The sequence below is a fragment of the Shinella zoogloeoides genome, from assembly GCF_030733845.1.
Taxonomy (GTDB): domain Bacteria; phylum Pseudomonadota; class Alphaproteobacteria; order Rhizobiales; family Rhizobiaceae; genus Shinella; species Shinella zoogloeoides_C.
Genome location: NZ_CP132311.1, coordinates 1,592,697 through 1,608,727, shown reverse-complemented (window position 1 = coordinate 1,608,727; position 16,031 = coordinate 1,592,697). Strand labels below are relative to the sequence as shown.

The 16,031-nt window shown below is 63.8% G+C and carries 14 protein-coding genes; 6 read left to right on the top strand and 8 right to left on the bottom strand.

Annotated elements, in window-relative coordinates:
* The first annotated feature begins 42 nt into the window (after positions 1-42).
* Together Q9316_RS09090 and mfd are read left to right on the top strand one after the other, a co-directional pair.
* A complete protein-coding gene (locus tag Q9316_RS09090) occupies positions 43-351 on the top strand; it encodes an FAD assembly factor SdhE (RefSeq protein WP_306035255.1) in 309 nt (102 codons plus the stop codon).
* A complete protein-coding gene (gene mfd / locus Q9316_RS09085) occupies positions 348-3,860 on the top strand; it encodes a transcription-repair coupling factor (protein WP_306034856.1) in 3,513 nt (1,170 codons plus the stop codon). The genes Q9316_RS09090 and mfd overlap by 4 nt, the downstream gene beginning before the upstream one ends.
* Positions 3,861-3,893: 33 nt before the next feature.
* Here mfd and Q9316_RS09080 read toward each other — a convergent pair whose 3' ends face one another.
* Together Q9316_RS09080 and Q9316_RS09075 are read right to left on the bottom strand one after the other, a co-directional pair.
* A complete protein-coding gene (locus Q9316_RS09080; RefSeq protein WP_306034855.1) occupies positions 3,894-4,565 on the bottom strand; it encodes a DsbA family oxidoreductase in 672 nt (223 codons plus the stop codon).
* Between the two features lie 119 nt (positions 4,566-4,684).
* Positions 4,685-6,481 carry an extracellular solute-binding protein gene (locus tag Q9316_RS09075; RefSeq protein WP_306035254.1) on the bottom strand — a complete coding sequence of 599 codons (1,797 nt, stop codon included), beginning with the start codon at positions 6,479-6,481 and terminating at the stop codon, positions 4,685-4,687.
* 291 nt (positions 6,482-6,772) lie between these two features.
* Here Q9316_RS09075 and Q9316_RS09070 point away from each other — a divergent pair, with 291 nt between their 5' ends.
* Positions 6,773-7,402 carry an invasion associated locus B family protein gene (locus tag Q9316_RS09070; protein WP_306034854.1) on the top strand — a complete coding sequence of 210 codons (630 nt, stop codon included), beginning with the start codon at positions 6,773-6,775 and terminating at the stop codon, positions 7,400-7,402.
* A 90-nt stretch (positions 7,403-7,492) separates the two neighbouring features.
* Here the strand turns inward: Q9316_RS09070 and hspQ are convergent, their stop codons facing one another.
* Positions 7,493-7,825, bottom strand: coding sequence for a heat shock protein HspQ (gene hspQ, locus Q9316_RS09065; protein WP_306034853.1), 333 nt, complete (start codon positions 7,823-7,825; stop codon positions 7,493-7,495).
* Between the two features lie 155 nt (positions 7,826-7,980).
* Here hspQ and Q9316_RS09060 point away from each other — a divergent pair, with 155 nt between their 5' ends.
* On the top strand, positions 7,981-9,018 hold the full coding sequence (locus Q9316_RS09060) for a hypothetical protein (protein ID WP_306034852.1): 1,038 nt from the start codon (positions 7,981-7,983) through the stop codon (positions 9,016-9,018).
* Between the two features lie 43 nt (positions 9,019-9,061).
* Complete coding sequence (locus tag Q9316_RS09055) at positions 9,062-10,099, top strand: TAXI family TRAP transporter solute-binding subunit (protein ID WP_306034851.1); 1,038 nt, start codon at positions 9,062-9,064, stop codon at positions 10,097-10,099.
* A gap of 107 nt (positions 10,100-10,206) precedes the next feature.
* Here the strand turns inward: Q9316_RS09055 and tnpA are convergent, their stop codons facing one another.
* From tnpA to Q9316_RS09040, 3 genes are all read right to left on the bottom strand, one after another.
* Positions 10,207-10,641, bottom strand: coding sequence for an IS200/IS605 family transposase (gene tnpA / locus Q9316_RS09050; protein WP_306031944.1), 435 nt, complete (start codon positions 10,639-10,641; stop codon positions 10,207-10,209).
* Positions 10,642-10,829: 188 nt separating this feature from the next.
* Positions 10,830-12,239, bottom strand: a complete 1,410-nt coding sequence (gene glnA / locus Q9316_RS09045; protein WP_306034850.1) for a type I glutamate--ammonia ligase — start codon at positions 12,237-12,239, stop codon at positions 10,830-10,832.
* Positions 12,240-12,296: 57 nt separating this feature from the next.
* Positions 12,297-12,635 (bottom strand): P-II family nitrogen regulator, encoded by a 339-nt coding sequence (locus Q9316_RS09040; RefSeq protein ID WP_003515720.1) that lies wholly within the window; start codon positions 12,633-12,635, stop codon positions 12,297-12,299.
* Positions 12,636-12,999: 364 nt separating this feature from the next.
* Between Q9316_RS09040 and Q9316_RS09035 the strand changes: the two genes are divergently transcribed.
* A complete protein-coding gene (locus Q9316_RS09035; RefSeq protein ID WP_306034848.1) occupies positions 13,000-14,487 on the top strand; it encodes an NAD(P)H-hydrate dehydratase in 1,488 nt (495 codons plus the stop codon).
* Between the two features lie 83 nt (positions 14,488-14,570).
* Here the strand turns inward: Q9316_RS09035 and Q9316_RS09030 are convergent, their stop codons facing one another.
* Both Q9316_RS09030 and Q9316_RS09025 read right to left on the bottom strand, forming a co-directional pair.
* Positions 14,571-15,374 (bottom strand): DUF72 domain-containing protein, encoded by an 804-nt coding sequence (locus tag Q9316_RS09030; RefSeq protein WP_306034847.1) that lies wholly within the window; start codon positions 15,372-15,374, stop codon positions 14,571-14,573.
* 33 nt (positions 15,375-15,407) lie between these two features.
* The gene (locus tag Q9316_RS09025) at positions 15,408-16,031 is read right to left on the bottom strand and encodes a glutathione S-transferase family protein (RefSeq protein WP_306034846.1); all 624 of its coding nucleotides are present in this window, start codon (positions 16,029-16,031) and stop codon (positions 15,408-15,410) included.

Below are 16,031 nucleotides of genomic sequence, written 5' to 3'. Positions count from 1 at the left end.
CCTACGGAAAATTGCATTGCGGGTTGGAAAGCGAGAACGATCATGACGGGAACGACACGCTCGAGCGCCGGGATCGACGCGCGCCGCAAGCGCATCCTTTTCCGCTGTTGGCACAGGGGCATCCGCGAGATGGACCTGGTGCTCGGCGGCTTCGCCGATGCCGAGATCGCGACGCTCTCCGAAAGGGAGCTCGACGAGCTGGAACGCATCATGGCCGAGGAGGACAACGACCTCGTCAAATGGGTGACCGGCGAAAAGCCGGTGCCGGGCGAATTCAAGGACGGCCTCTTTCCGCGCATCGCCGCCTACCGCCCCGATTTTTCGCCCCTCTTCAAAGACATCAGCGCATGATTCCCGGATTTTCCCCTGAACGCGTCGCGGCCGCCGGGCGGCCGATGACGATCGGCGCGGTGCCCTCGGGCGTCGAGCCGCTGATCCTTGCCGACCTTGCCCGCGCTTCCGGCCCCGTCGCCTACGTGCTGTCGGACGGCCAGCGCATTTCCGACCTCGAACAGATGCTCGGCTTCGTCGCGCCCGACATTCCGGTGCTGACCCTGCCCGGCTGGGACTGCCTGCCCTACGACCGCGTCTCGCCGAGCGCGGAAGTGTCCGCACGCCGGCTTTCCGCGCTTTCGGCGCTGATCGCCCACCAGAAGAAGCCGCATCCGGCCATCGTGCTCGTCACCGTCAATGCCATGCTGCAGAAGACGGCGCCGCGTGACATCATCGAAAGCTTCGCCTTCTCGGCAAGGCCCGGCAATCAGATCCGCATGGACGATGTCGCCGCGCGGCTGGAGCGCAACGGCTTCGACCGTGTGGCGACCGTGCGCGAAGTCGGCGAATATGCGGTGCGCGGCGGCATTCTCGACGTCTTCGTGCCCGGCAGCCTCGAGCCGGTACGCCTCGATTTCTTCGGCGACACGCTGGAAAGCATCCGTTCCTTCGACCCCGCGAGCCAGCGCACGACCGGCCAGGCGCGTTCCCTCGACCTCAACCCGATGAGCGAGGTGACGCTGACGCCGGAGACGATCTCGCATTTCCGCAAGCACTATCTCGCCTCCTTCGGCGCGGCGACGCGGGACGACGCGCTCTATCAGGCAGTCTCCGAGGGCCGGCGCTATGCCGGCATGGAACATTGGCTGCCGCTGTTCTACGACGGGCTGGAAACGGCGTTCGACTACCTGCAGGGCTTCCGCATCGTCACGGACCATACGGTGCGGGAGGCGGCCGTCGAGCGCTCGCGGCTCGTGCGCGACTATTACGACGCCCGTACGGCGTCCGCGACGCCCGGCAAGGGGCAGGTGGCGCAGGCCACGCCCTACAAGCCCGTGCCGCCCGGCCAGCTTTATCTCGATGCCGAGCGTTTCGCGCGCGAACTCGACGAACGCAACGCCATCCGCCTTTCGCCCTTCAACGAGCATGAAGGCGAGGCGCGGCATGTCGAAACCGTCGCGGCGCGGCCGGGCATGCGCTGGGCGCGACCGGCGGGCAGCGAGGATGCCGACGGCAGCCGCGTCAACGTCTTCGACCAGACGGTCAAGCACATTGCCGACAAGCGGGCCGCCGGCGCGAAGGTCCTGGTGACGGGATGGTCGGAGGGCTCTCTGGACCGCCTGTTGCAGGTGCTTTCCGAACACGGCCTCGGCAATATCGTGCCGGTCGGGAAATTCTCCGATCTGCGCAAGCTGAAGCCGGGCGAGGCGGGTTCTGCGGTGCTCAGCCTCGAAAGCGGTTTCGAGGCCGGCGATATCGTCGTCATCGGCGAACAGGACATCCTGGGCGACCGCATGGTGCGGCGCGCCAAGCGGCGCAAGCGCGGCGCGGACTTCATCACCGAGGTCGCCGGCCTCGACGAGGGCTCTATCGTCGTGCATGCCGAGCACGGCATCGGCCGTTTCGTCGGCCTTCGCACCATCGAGGCGGCGGGGGCGCCGCATGCCTGCCTCGAGCTCGTCTATGCGGACGAAGCGAAACTCTTCCTGCCGGTCGAGAACATCGACCTGCTCTCGCGCTACGGCGGCGAGGGCACCGATGCGCTGCTCGACAAGCTTGGCGGCGTCGCCTGGCAGGCGCGCAAGGCCAAGCTCAAGAAGCGCCTGCTCGACATGGCGAATGGCCTCATCCAGATCGCCGCCGCGCGCCTCGTGCGCCACGCGCCGGTGCTGTCGGCGCCCGACGGCATCTATGACGAATTCGCCGCCCGCTTCCCCTATGACGAGACGGACGACCAGGCGAACGCCATTGATGCGGTGCGCGAGGATCTCGGCGCCGGCCGGCCGATGGACCGGCTCGTCTGCGGCGACGTCGGCTTCGGCAAGACGGAAGTGGCGCTGCGCGCCGCCTTCATCGCCGCGATGAACGGCGTGCAGGTCGCCGTCGTCGTGCCGACGACGCTCCTGTCCCGCCAGCACTTCAAGACCTTCTCCGATCGTTTCCGCGGCCTGCCGATCCGCCTGCAACAGGCCTCCCGCCTTGTCGGCTCGAAGGAACTGGCGCTGACGAAGAAGGAATTGTCCGAGGGCAAGACGGACATCGTCGTCGGCACCCATGCGCTGCTCGGCTCATCGATCAAGTTCGCCAATCTCGGCCTGCTTATCATCGACGAGGAGCAGCATTTCGGCGTGAAACACAAGGAGCGGCTGAAGGAACTGAAGAGCGACGTGCATGTGCTGACGCTCTCGGCGACGCCGATCCCCCGCACCCTGCAGCTCGCCATGACGGGCGTGCGCGAGCTCTCGCTCATCACCACGCCGCCGGTCGACCGCATGGCGGTGCGCACCTTCATCTCGCCGTTCGATCCGCTCGTCATCCGCGAAACGCTGATGCGCGAGCATTATCGCGGCGGCCAGAGTTTTTACGTCTGCCCGCGCCTCAGCGACCTCTCGGAAATCCACGATTTCCTGCGGCAGGACGTGCCCGAGCTGAAGGTCGCCGTCGCGCATGGCCAGATGCCGGCGACGGAGCTCGAGGACATCATGAACGCCTTCTACGAAGGCCGGTACGATGTGCTGCTGTCGACGACCATCGTCGAATCGGGCCTCGACGTGCCGACGGCAAACACGATGATCATCCACCGCGCCGACATGTTCGGCCTTGCGCAGCTCTACCAGCTTCGCGGCCGCGTCGGACGCTCGAAGGTGCGCGCCTTCGCGCTGCTGACGCTGCCGGTCAACCGCACGCTGACGGGCATGGCCGAACGCCGCCTCAAGGTGCTGCAATCGCTCGATACGCTCGGCGCCGGCTTCCAGCTTGCGAGCCACGATCTCGACATCCGCGGCGCCGGCAACCTGCTCGGCGAGGAACAGTCCGGCCATATCAAGGAGGTCGGCTTCGAGCTCTACCAGCAGATGCTCGAAGAGGCCGTCGCCGAGATCAAGGGCGATGAGGAAGTCGCCGACAGCGGCTGGTCGCCGCAGATTTCCGTCGGCACGCCGGTCATGATCCCCGACGAGTACGTGCCGGACCTGCACCTGCGCCTCGGCCTCTACCGCCGCCTCGGGGAAATCACGGAGCTCGGCGACATCGACGCCTTCGGCGCTGAACTGATCGACCGCTTCGGCCCGTTGCCGATCGAGGTGCAGCACCTCTTGAAGATCGTGTACATCAAGTCGCTCTGCCGCGTGGCGAATGTCGAAAAACTCGATGCCGGGCCGAAGGGCGTCGTCGTGCAGTTCCGCAACAAGGAATTCCCGAATCCGGCGGCACTGGTCGGCTACATCGCCAAGCAGGGCACGCTGGCGAAAATCAGGCCCGACCAGAGCCTCTTCCTTGCGCGCGACTACCCGACGCCGGAAAAGCGCCTGACGGGCGCGGCACAGGTGATGACGCAGCTTGCAGGGCTAGCGAAGCAGGGGGGCTGAGGTCAGGATTGCCCCTCATCCGGCTGCCGCCTCTCAGTTCTTGCCGACGCGTTCCTGCGCCTTCATCGCGGCGATCTCGCGGAAGGCATCGGTCAGGACGTCCACCGATTGGGCGCCCATCACGGCATATTTGTTGTCGATGATGAAGCAGGGAACGCCGGTGACGCCCATGTCGCGGGCCATGTCGATCTCCTCCTTGACCGAATCGACATCCGCGCCGGCCGAGAAGAGGGCTGTCACGACGGCGCGGTCCATGCCGGCGGCTTCGGCGACGTCAAGCAGCACGGCGCGGTCGCCGACATTGCGGCCCTCCTCGAAATAGGCCTTGAAAAGCGCGAGCGCGACACGGCCCTGCACCTCGGAGCCCTCGATCATCGCCCAGCGCAGCAGGCGGTGGGCGTCGAGCGTGTTCGGGCTGATCTTCACCGCCGGGAAATCGAAATCGATGCCGGCTTCGTGGCCGAGACCGGCCAGCATGTCGTGTGCGCGCTCGACGGCATCGGCCCCGCCGAGTTTTTCGGCGAGGTGCTTCTTGTGATCGACGCCTTCCGGCGGCATGTCGGGATTGAGCTGATAGGGGCGGAAGGTCACCGCGACGGCCAGTTCGTCCTTCACGCTCTCGATGGCTTTGTCGAGCCGCTTCTTGCCGAGGTAGCACCAGGGGCAGACGACGTCGGAGACGACATCGATCGTAATGGCTTCCATCCGGTTATCCTTTCGAGACGCCGGAAAATTCCGGTTCAAACTTACCGCCGAGATAGTCGCGCCCGCCGCCGCTTTCAACAGGTTACCTGGAGGTAACCCCAATTCTGGGGATAGCCTCTTTACTGTGCCCGCTCGTCCCACCATGTCGGGAACTGAAAGCCGTAGAGCGGAACCGTTTCCGGCCGGGCGATGCGTTTCGAATGGGCGACCCATTGCTCGCCGAGATGGTAGAGCGGAACGACATAGTAGCCCGAAAGCAGCATCCTGTCGTGCAGGCGCACGGCCGAGCGGAAATCCTCCGCCGTGCGTGCGTTCAGCATGGCCTCGAGGATGCGGTCGACATCGGGATCGGCGAGCCCCGCGAAGTTCGAGCTGCCCTGCCGGTCGCGGGTGATCGAGCTCCAATAGCTTATCTGATCGACACCCGGCGAGAGCGACGAGGGAAACGCCCTGATGATCACATCATAGTCGAAGGTCTGGCTGCGGCTCTGGTACTGCGAATCATCGACCGTGCGGATGCCGGCGCTGACGCCCAGCGCCTTGAGGAATCGCTGGTAGGCGAGCGCCAGTTTCTCCTGGTCGGCATTCTGCGTCATGATCTCGAAGGTCAGCGGCTTTCCGCTGGCATCGACCATGCGACCACCCTTAATGGCGTATCCGGCCTTCTCGAAATAATCCATCGCCTCGCGCAGCACCTTGCGGTCGCGGCCGGAGCCGTCCGTCTTGGGCAACAGGTGCGTGCCGGCGAGGATGTCCGGTTCTATGCGGGAAATGGCCGTGCCGACGATCTCGCGCTCACGCGCGTCGGCCGGCACGCCCATCGAGCTGAGCTCGGAATTCTGCCAGTAGCTCTCCGTGCGCTTGTAGGCGTTTTCGAAAAGGCTGCGGTTCACCCATTCGAAATCGAAGGCCAGCGTCAATGCCTTGCGCAATTCCCTGTTCTGGAAGACCGGGCGGCGCGTGTTGAAGACGAAGCCGAGCATGCCGGAAGGCGTCTTCGGCTTGGCCGCGTCCTTGACGACGGCGCCGGACACGGCGGCCGGGAAATCGTAGCCGCGCGCCCATTTCGTCGGATTGCCCTCTTGGTAGAGGTCGATCTCGCCCTTCTTGAAGGCCTCGAACAGCGTGTTGTCCTGCAGGAAATACTCGACGGAGATTTCGTCGTAATTGTCGAAGCCGATCTTCGACGGCAGGTCCTTGGCCCAATAGTCCGGGTTGCGGACGAAAACGACCTTCTCGCCGGGCTTCACCTGCGTCACCCTGTAGGGGCCGGAGCCCAGGGGAGCGGCGAGGGACGTGCGCTCGAAGGTTTCGACGTCGATCGCATGCTTTGGCAGGATCGGCGAGAGGGCGAGAAGCAGCGGGATTTCGCGGTCGGCCTTATCGTTGAAGGTGAAGCGCACGCCGCGTTCGCCGACCTTCTCCAGCTTGGCCACGCTTTCGAGGCGCCGGTTGAAGGGCGTGCGGCCCTTGTCGCGCAGAAGCTGGAAGGTAAAGATGACGTCTTCGGGCGTCACGGGCTCGCCGTCCGACCAGCGCGCCTTCGGATTGAGGTTGAACTGCACGAAGGTGCGGTCGTCGTCCCATTCCACCGTTTCGGCGAGCAGGCCGTACATGGTGAAGGCTTCGTCGCGCGAGCGCTGCAGCAGTGATTCGTAGACGAGGTTGCCGAATTCCGGATCCCAGACACCACGTGCGGTCGTGCGCATGCTCTTGAGGATGAAGGGATTGAGGTTGTCGAAGGTGCCGACGACGCCATAGGCGATGCGCCCGCCCTTCTTCACATCCGGATTGACGTAGCTGAAATGCTTGTAATCCGGCGGCAGGGCCGGTTCACCGTGCATCGCGATCCCGTGCACGGGCGCGGCAAAGCCGGGCGTGGCGGCAAGGCAAAGCATTGAGACGGCAACAGCCATCGGGAAGGCGCGCAAGGGTCTCTCCTCGTCAGGTCCGGATGATTCTCGTTCATTATAGCCGCCCGGAACGGGACGGTAGCGTGACGGGGCGGGAAATAGAAGGCATGCGGGATTTTCGCAAGGAAAGGCTGGATATCCGGCGCGGCCCATTGTAACAGGTTACGCCGAAGCGGGTCATGCAAATGCCTCATTTCGCCGACAGGAGAGCGCACGGCTGACCAAAACGCCCTAGAGGGGCCCAGGAGGGGCGTCGTCGCTCCGGCACCGGATTTTCAGGAGACCGAACTCGTTATGATCTTCACATCCAAACTCATCAAGCGGACCGTGCTTTCCGCCTTTGCTGCTTCCGTTGCCATGGCGGCTGCGCCGTCCGCATCGCTGGCACAGCAGCAGCAGGCCGCGCCGCCGAAGGGCTGGTTCAAGGTCTGCACCAAGCAGGAAGACAACGATGTCTGCATCGTGCAGAACCTGCTGACGGCAAACAGCGGCCAGCTCATCACGGCCGTCGGCCTCATCACCGTCACCGGCAAGACCAACCGCAAAATCATGCAGATCTCGGTTCCGAGCGCACGCCTCATCCCGGCCGGCGTCCAGATGCAGATCGACGGCGGCAAGGGCCAGCGGATCGACTACGCGATCTGCATGCCCGACAAGTGCGTCGCGGAAATGCTCTTGACCGACCAGATGATCGCAAGCCTCAAGAAGGGCGGCGAGGTGGTCTTCACTTCGATCAACTTCCAGCGCGCCCCGAACCCGATCAAGATCTCGCTCGAGGGCTTCACCGGTGTCTTCGACGGCGAGCCGATCGAACAGTCGCAGCTCGAAGAGCGCCAGCGCCTGCTGCAGGAAGAAATGCAGAAGAAGGCCGAGGAAGCTCGCAAGAAGCTCGAAGACGCCCAGAAGGCGGCCAAGAGCCAGTAATCGGGACCTTCATCCGATACGAAAAACCCGGCCATCGGCCGGGTTTTTTGCATTTGGGGGGTGGTCGGAGCGGCTAGAGCGCAGTGTGCCCTAGTGGAAGATACCGCTCTGTTCCTTCCAGCGATAATGGCCCTGGTCCACATCCATCAGCGCGCGGACCTGCGGGTGACGGATCGGCATGCCGCTGTCATCGGCGACAAGATTCTGCTCGGAGACATAGGCGACATATTCCGAATCGTCGTTCTCCGCGAAGAGATGGTAGAAGGGCTGATCCTTCGAGGGCCGGATTTCGGCCGGAATGGCGTTCCACCATTCTTCGGTGTTGGCGAATTCCGGATCGACGTCGAAGACCACGCCACGGAACGGGAAAACCCGGTGGCGGACCACATCGCCGATGGCAAATTTTGCGTCACGCATCTTCATGGCGTACCTACCTTTCCTCTTATATTTGGGTAATTTCGCTGAAACATCAATAGTTCCGATGCCTCGCACGTTTTACAGGCAGAGACGTGCGGCGCTTGCACCTCCCGCCGTTTCGGCGTACCTCGAAGAACAACGTCTCGGACGGATCGGATGGCATGAACAATCAGTGGGGCAGGAGCAGCAACGGACCGGCGGCGAGCAGCGGCTCGGGGCTCGGCGGCGTGCTTTTTGCCTCCGTGGTGAGCCTGGCGCTCGGCGCTGCCGGCGGCTACGGCGCCTTCCGCATGATGGACGGCGCGGTTCCCACCAACGAAATCGAACAGCGCGACCAGCGTATCGCCGATCTCACCCGGGAACTCGATGCCCGCGTCGCACAGGTCGAGGAAAGCACGCAGAAGGCGCAGGCCCTGGCCGAGGAAAACGGAAGCCTCAAGCGTCAGGTCGAGACCCTGCGCAACAGCGACGATGCCGGCACTACGGATGCCGCGGCGACGGCCGCAGAAAATGCCAAGCTGACGCAGGAGATCGTACCGGGGCTGAAGAACGACCTGGAACTTGCCGCACAGCGCGTCGCCGATGCCGAAGCGCTGAAGAAGCGGGCCGAGGAAACGGTGCTCGACCGCGAACGCCAGCTTTCCGTCCGAGGCGACCAGATCGCGCGGCTGGAAAAGGCGCTGGACCAGGCGCGCAGCCAGCAGGTTGCGGCGCAAAGCACCGAAACGGAGCGGCTGGAAGCGGAAGCCGATACGCTGCGCGCGCAGCTTGAGGAAGCCCAGCGCGCCGAAGAGAAAATCCGCACGCAGGACCTGCCGGCGCTGCGTGCGGAGATCGCCCGCAAGGACCGGGAGATCGCCACGCTCAATGCACGCAACGGCGCGCTTACCGCCCGGATCAGCGCGCTGGAGATCGCCGCCCGGTCCGCGCAGCCGAACGGGCCGGAGGACAGCGCGCAGAAGCCCGCGCGCGACAACGCCAAGCCGGCGGACGGCCGCAACCCGCGCAACGCTGCGCTGGTGGCCGACGCGATGCAGGGCACGCCCGGCCTCGACCGCCTGACCAGCAGCCAACGCGACCAGCTCGAGCGCACGCTGGTCTCTGGAGAATGCGTCACCAACGCGCTTGGCGGCGTGTTCAAGCGCGTGCCGGTCCTGACGCTGCGCAACCTGATGCGCGGGCTCGACAGCGACTGCTAGTTCTGCGGCGGCTTGGCCGTCTGCTTTGGGAAGGAGATCTTGGATGAAGCGATCTGTTCTGGCGGCCGCGCTCGGCCTTGCGCTTTCGGTGGGCGGCGCATCGGCGCAGGAATTCGAGCGCAACATCATGACCGGCGGCCCGCAGGGCACCTATATCAAGATCGGCCGCGATATCGCATCGCTCGGCGCCGAATGCGGCCTGAAGCTGAACGTCGTCGAAAGTGCCGGATCGCTTGAAAACTTCGTCGGCGTGCGCAACCGGCGCAACACCCAGTTCGGCATCGTGCAGAGCGACGTGCTGGAATATCTGAAGACGTTCGAGGCGAACGACCCCGAGGTGCAGAAGGCGGTTAAGGGCGTGCGCATCATGTTCCCGCTCTACAACGAGGAAATCCATGTCCTGGCGCGCAAGGACATCGCCAGCATGAAGGACCTTACCGGCAAGAAGGTCGCCGTCGGCAAGAAGGACAGCGGCACGTTCCTGACCGCGACGCTCATCATGGACATCCTGCAGGTGAGGGCCGGCGCGCGTATGGACATCAACCCGGACGAGGCGCTGCCCAAGCTGCTCTCCGGCGAGATCGACGCCTTCTTCTACGTGGCCGGCGCGCCCGCATCGCTCTTCACAGGCAATACGATCGACAAGGCGAAGTTCCATCTCGTGCCGATCACCGAGGCGCCGCTGCTCGCCACCTACACGCCCTCGCGCATCGAGGCCGGCACCTATTCCTTCCAGGACCAGCCGGTCGACCTCGTCGCGGTCAAGGCCGTGATGATGACCTACGACTACGACACCAAGCGCAACGCCTATCATCGCGACAGCTGCAAGACGGTGGCGGATTTCTCGAACCTCATCATTGGCGGCCTCGACAAGCTGAAGACGACGGGTCATCCGAAATGGAAGACGGTCGACCTGACGGCGCTGCCGCCGGGCTGGCAGGTGGGCGTCTGCGTAAAGGCGGGCATGGCGCTCGACTACAAGCCGTCCTGCAAGCCGGCGGGCGGCGCGGCTTCCGGCGAAAATACCGACGATTCCAACGAGGAATACCTGAACCTGCTCAAGCAGAGGCTGCAGCAATAGGCCCATCGCAAGATCGGCGCTGCACGTTTCAGACAAGTCATGACCTCCACCAGAGGTGGAGGTTTGAAACGCTGCGCTTGAACCGCTAGAAGCGGTTTTGCTATGTGTTAGTAGCTACGGTTAAAGAGGTCGGCAAAGTCGGAAGCTTTGTCGGCCTTTTCCTGATTACGGATATAACGTCTGACGACCTGCTCATCATAGCCAGCCGTAGAGACGAAGTACCCACGCGCCCAAAAGTGATAGCCCTTGTAGCGCCGCTTGCGGGCATATTTGTTGGCCACGTAAAGGGCCGTCTTGCCTTTCAAAAAGCCGACAATCGAAGACACCGAGTATTTCGGCGGGATCGATATCAGCATGTGCACATGGTCGGGCATCAAGTGCCCTTCCCTGATCTCGCATCCCTTTTGTCGAGCAAGATTATGCAGCAGATCACCCAACTCACGCCTTACGTCCCCGTAAAGGCGCTTCGTTCGGTACTTACTCGCGAAGACCACATGATATTTGCAGTCCCACGTCGCGTGTGATTGCGATCGTTCGTCCATAAAACCTCCGTTCTATGTCTCGGCCAATCTAGCGGTCCAAGCGCGGAGGTCTCTCAACGACAATGTAGAACCAGTCCAGTCCTCCACCGTAGGTGGAGGTTTATTTATTCCATAACAAAAAACCCGGCCACTGGCCGGGTTTTCCATGTGGGCAACCTCCCGTCCGGAGACGGGAGGAAACCGGCCGATCAGGCCGAGTAGTACATGTCGAACTCGACCGGGTGCGGGGTCATTTCGAAACGCATGACTTCCGCCATCTTCAGTTCGATGTAGGAGTCGATCTGGTCGTCGTCGAACACGCCGCCGGCGGTCAGGTACTTGCGGTCCTTGTCGAGGCTTTCCAGCGCTTCGCGCAGCGAGCCGCAGACGGTCGGGATCTTCTTGAGCTCCTTCGGCGGCAGATCGTAGAGATCCTTGTCCATGGCCTTGCCGGGATGGATCTTGTTCTTGATGCCATCGAGGCCGGCCATCAGCATGGCGGCGAAGCCGAGATAGGGGTTGCCGAGCGGATCGGGGAAGCGGATTTCGACGCGCTTGGACTTCGGACCGGTGCCGAACGGAATGCGGCACGATGCCGAGCGGTTGCGGGCCGAGTAGGCCAGCAGGACCGGCGCTTCATAACCGGGGACGAGACGCTTGTAGGAGTTCGTCGTCGGGTTGGTGAAGGCGTTGATCGACTTGGCGTGCTTGATGATGCCGCCGATGAAGTAGAGGCAGCTTTCCGAAAGGCCGGCATATTCGTCGCCTGCGAACTGCGGCTTGGAATCCTTCCAGATCGACAGGTGGACGTGCATGCCCGAGCCGTTGTCGCCGAAGATCGGCTTCGGCATGAAGGTTGCCGTCTTGCCATAGGCATTGGCGACCTGGTGTACGACGTATTTGTAGATCTGCACCTTGTCGGCGCTGCGCACGAGCGTGTCGAACTTGACGCCGAGCTCATGCTGGGCGGCCGCCACTTCGTGGTGCTGCTTTTCGACGGTGACGCCCATTTCCGTGAGTACCGTCAGCATTTCGGAGCGCATGTCCTGGCAGCTGTCGACCGGCGGGACCGGGAAGTAGCCGCCCTTGACGCGCGGGCGATGGCCGAGGTTGCCCGTCTCGTAGTCGGTGTCGTCGTTGGACGGCAGTTCGGAGCTGTCCAGCTTGAAGCCGGTATTGTACGGGTCGGCCTTGTACTTGACGTCGTCGAAGACGAAGAATTCGGGTTCCGGGCCGGCATAGACGGTGTCGCCGATGCCCGAGGCCTTGAGGTAGGCTTCGGCCTTCTTGGCCGTGCCGCGCGGGTCGCGGTTGTAGGATTCGCCCGAGACCGGATCGAGGATGTCGCACATGACGACCATGGTGGACTGCGCGAAGAACGGGTCCATGTGAACCGTCGCCGGGTCGGGCATCAGCACCATGTCGGACTCGTTGATGGCCTTCCAGCCGCCGATCGAGGAACCGTCGAACATCACGCCGTCGGCGAACATGTCCTCATCGACGCAGCCGACGTCCATCGTGACGTGGTGCATCTTGCCCTTCGGGTCGGTGAAGCGCAGATCGACGAACTTTACGTCGTTTTCCTTGATCTGCTTGAGGATTTCATTGGCAGTCGTCATTAGTATGGTTCCTGTGTGTGATGACGAGTGGAAGCCGCGGCCGGACGGCCGGGCGGATTAGATGGCGTCGACGCCGGTTTCACCGGTGCGGATGCGGATGACTTCCTCGACGTTGGAGACGAAGATCTTGCCATCGCCGATGCGGCCGGTCTGGGCCGCGTTGCGGATCGCCTCGATGACGGCCTCCGCATTCTCGTCCGCCAGCACGACCTCGACCTTCACCTTGGGCAGAAAGTCGACAACGTATTCGGCGCCACGGTAAAGCTCCGTGTGCCCCTTCTGGCGTCCAAAGCCCTTCGCCTCGGTGACGGTGATACCCTGCAGGCCGACTTCCTGAAGAGCCTCCTTCACCTCATCGAGTTTGAAAGGCTTGATGATCGCTTCGATCTTCTTCATGAGAAAATGTCTCTCCGCTTCTCCCGTTTGCGCGAGGTTTGCGCCCGCTGCTCACTTGAATGCATGTAGCATGCCAACTTGAAGCAGGATGCGTGCCAGATGGAATGAAATCCGTTTCCGCTACGATCCCGCTCGTCCTCACGGCGGCGATACTGCGGCTTTCCGGGAAAAAGGGGAAGGGAAATCTGCCTAAAAATTGTCTCTTTCCGTCTCGGTAGACACGGCATGGCGCGAAGGCGGGCAGGCTTCGCGCGAAAAGGCGCAAATTTGAGCATATTGAATATGCAAATGCCTATTTAAAGGGCTTTCGGCAAAGGCGGAGATCGCGCTTGTCTCGGTCGTGCCTTTGCAGGCATGGTGGGCCATGCACAAGGAAATCGACACGCTGATCATAACGCCCGCGGAGATGGGCCGCATCGACCGCATGGCCGCGGCATCCGGCCTGTCGAGCTACGGGCTGATGGAGCGGGCGGGGCAGGCGGTCGCCGCCGCGGCGCTGCGCCGCTTTCCTGGTGCCCTGCGGTTCGCCGTGCTCTGCGGCCCCGGCAACAATGGCGGCGACGGTTTTGTCGCCGCGCGCGCCCTGCGGGCGGCGGGAGCGGTCATAGCGGTCCACGTCCTTGGAGATATTGCCACGCTGAAGGGCGATGCCGCAGCGGCCTTCCTTCATTTTACCGGCACGGTCGCGCCGCTCGCGGACTATGAACCCCAGCCGGGCGATGTCGTGGTCGATGCGCTGTTCGGCGCAGGTTTGGCGCGCGACCTTCCGGCCGACGTCATCCGGCTCATCGAGGCTGTCCGCCGGAATGCCCTGCCGGTGCTGGCGGTGGATCTGCCGTCCGGCGTCGATGGACGCACGGGACAGGTGAGGGGTGCGGCCTTCGAGGCGGAAGCGACCGTCACCTTTATGTGCCGCAAGCCCGGCCACCTTCTCCTGCCGGGACGAACGCTTGCCGGCGAGATGGAAGTTTTCGATATTGGCATTCCCGGGCGGATTCTTGCCGGTCATGCCGGCCATATGCGGGTGAACATGCCGGCCATCTGGCGTCTTGCGTCGCCGGCGCAGACGGGCGCGACGCACAAATATGTGCGGGGCCATCTCGCCGTCTTTTCCGGCCCGGCGACCGCCACCGGCGCGGCGCGGCTCTCCGCCATGGCCGGTCTTCGCGCGGGCGCCGGCCTCGTCACCATCCTGTCGCCGGGCGATGCGCTTTCCGCCAATGCGGCACACCTGACCGGGATCATGCTCAAACCGCTCGATGACGACGACGATCTCAAATCCCTCCTGGAGGATGAGCGCCTGAAGACCTTCGTTCTCGGTCCCGGATTCGGGGGTGCGGACAAGGCGAGGGGTTATGTCCGGCGCCTTGCCGAAGGCGGCCGCCGCCTCGTGCTCGATGCCGACGGCATCAGTGCCTTCCGGGACGATCCGAGCGCGCTCTTCGAGCTTTTCGCGGAAGGAGGGCCCCGGCTGGTGCTGACGCCTCACGATGGCGAATTCGCCCGGCTGTTTCCCGACCTTGCCGGCGACAAGACCCTCTCGAAGATCGAGCGGGCGCAGAAGGCCGCCGCACGCAGCAACGCCGTCATGATCCTCAAGGGCGCCGATACGGTCATCGCCGCGCCGGACGGCCGGGTGCTGGTCAACGAGAACGCGCCGCCATGGCTGGCGACGGCGGGCTCCGGCGATGTCCTGGCCGGCATTGTCGGCGCCCATCTGACGCAGGGCCTGCCCGCCTTCGAGGCCGCCGCCAGCGCCGTCTGGCGTCATGGCCAGGCCGGGCGCATTGCGGGCGAGGGGCTGACGGCGGAAGACCTGCCGGGCGCTATTCCGCCTTGGCCGACGGCATGAGGCGTCATCGGTGCGGTCGAGAAGACTCGAATTTCGCTATGGCCGGTCTCCACCTGCCGACCGGCCGTACAGGCGGCTAAGCTTCAGCCCACCCGTTTTTGCAGTTCACGCGCGCCGTTCGGCGCGTTCACCTTGCCGGAGGTGATGAAGAAGGCGAAGACGTCGCGGGCCTTCTTTGCCGGCTTGGTGTCGGGGTCGATCTTCGGCAGGTCGGACGGCTCGCCGCCGGCGGCCCAGTCCTTGAGCCGTGCCGCCCATTCGTCGAGCGCCTTTTCCGGATAGCAGGTCTTGATGTCGTCCGAGCCCTTCTGCAGGCGCGCATAGACGAAATCCGCCGTCACGTCGGCGATCTCCGGATAGTCCTCATGCTGCGCATAGACGATGGCGGCCTTGTGCTTGCGGGCGAGCGCGGCGAATTCCGGCACAAGGAACGTATCGTTGCGCACCTCGAGCACATGTTTCAGCGCGAGGCCGTCCAGCTTCTCCGGCAGGAGTTTCAGGAATCCCTCGAAATCCTCCGGCTCGAACTTCTTCGTCGGCGGGAACTGCCAGAGGATCGGGCCGAGATGGTCGCCGAGTTCGGTAAGGCCCTGCGTCAGGAATTTTTCGACCGACTCGCCGCCATCGGCGAGCACCTTGCGGTTCGTCGTGAAGCGGCTCGCCTTCAGGGAGAAGATGAAGCCGTCGGGCACTTCGGAGGCCCATTTGGCGAAGGTCTCCGGCTTCTGAGAGCCGTAGTAGGTGCCGTTCACCTCGATGGCCGTCAGTTCCCGGCTGGCGAATTCTAACTGCCGCTTCTTCGGCAGTTTTTCCGGGTAGAAAGTGCCTTCCCACGGATCGAAGGTCCAGCCGCCGATGCCGGTTCTGATGGTGCCGGATGTGCTCATGTCAATTCTCCTCGACAGACAGATGGCGGCGCCTCAAGCCGGCGCGATGAACGGTTGTGCAATCTCCTGAAACACCGGCAGGTCTTCCATGCCGGCTGCATGCGCGGCGAGGGCCGGGAAGGCGGCCGGATCGATGAGGCCCGGATGGGCCTCGCCCACATGGCGCCAGGCGCAGGTGACAGCGATATCCGCATGGGTGATGCGGCCGAACCAGTACGGTCCCGGGCGCGTGGCGCGTTCCGCTTCCAGCGCGGCAAGCACGGCCAGGATCTGCGCACGACAGCGCTCGACGAAATAGGCGGAAGGTGTTTCGTGCAGGTGCTGCTCGTAGAACAGGCTGACGCCCTTGTCCGCCAAACCGGTCGCAAACGCCATGATCCTCAAGACCTGGCGGCGCTCCGGCTCGGCCTGCGGCAACAGGCGCATTTCCGCCGGGACGAGGCCATCGACGTAATCGAGGATGGAAGCGCTGTCGGCCACCAAGTCGCCATCGTCGAGCACCAGCGTCGGCACGCGCATCAACGGGTTGAGCGCCTGCACCTTGTCGCCCTCGCTGAACACCGACCAGGGCCGGTGCTCGAACGGCAGATCGTAAAGCCGCATGGCGATGGCCACGCGGCGCACATAGGACGAATCGTACTGGCCGATCAGGATCAT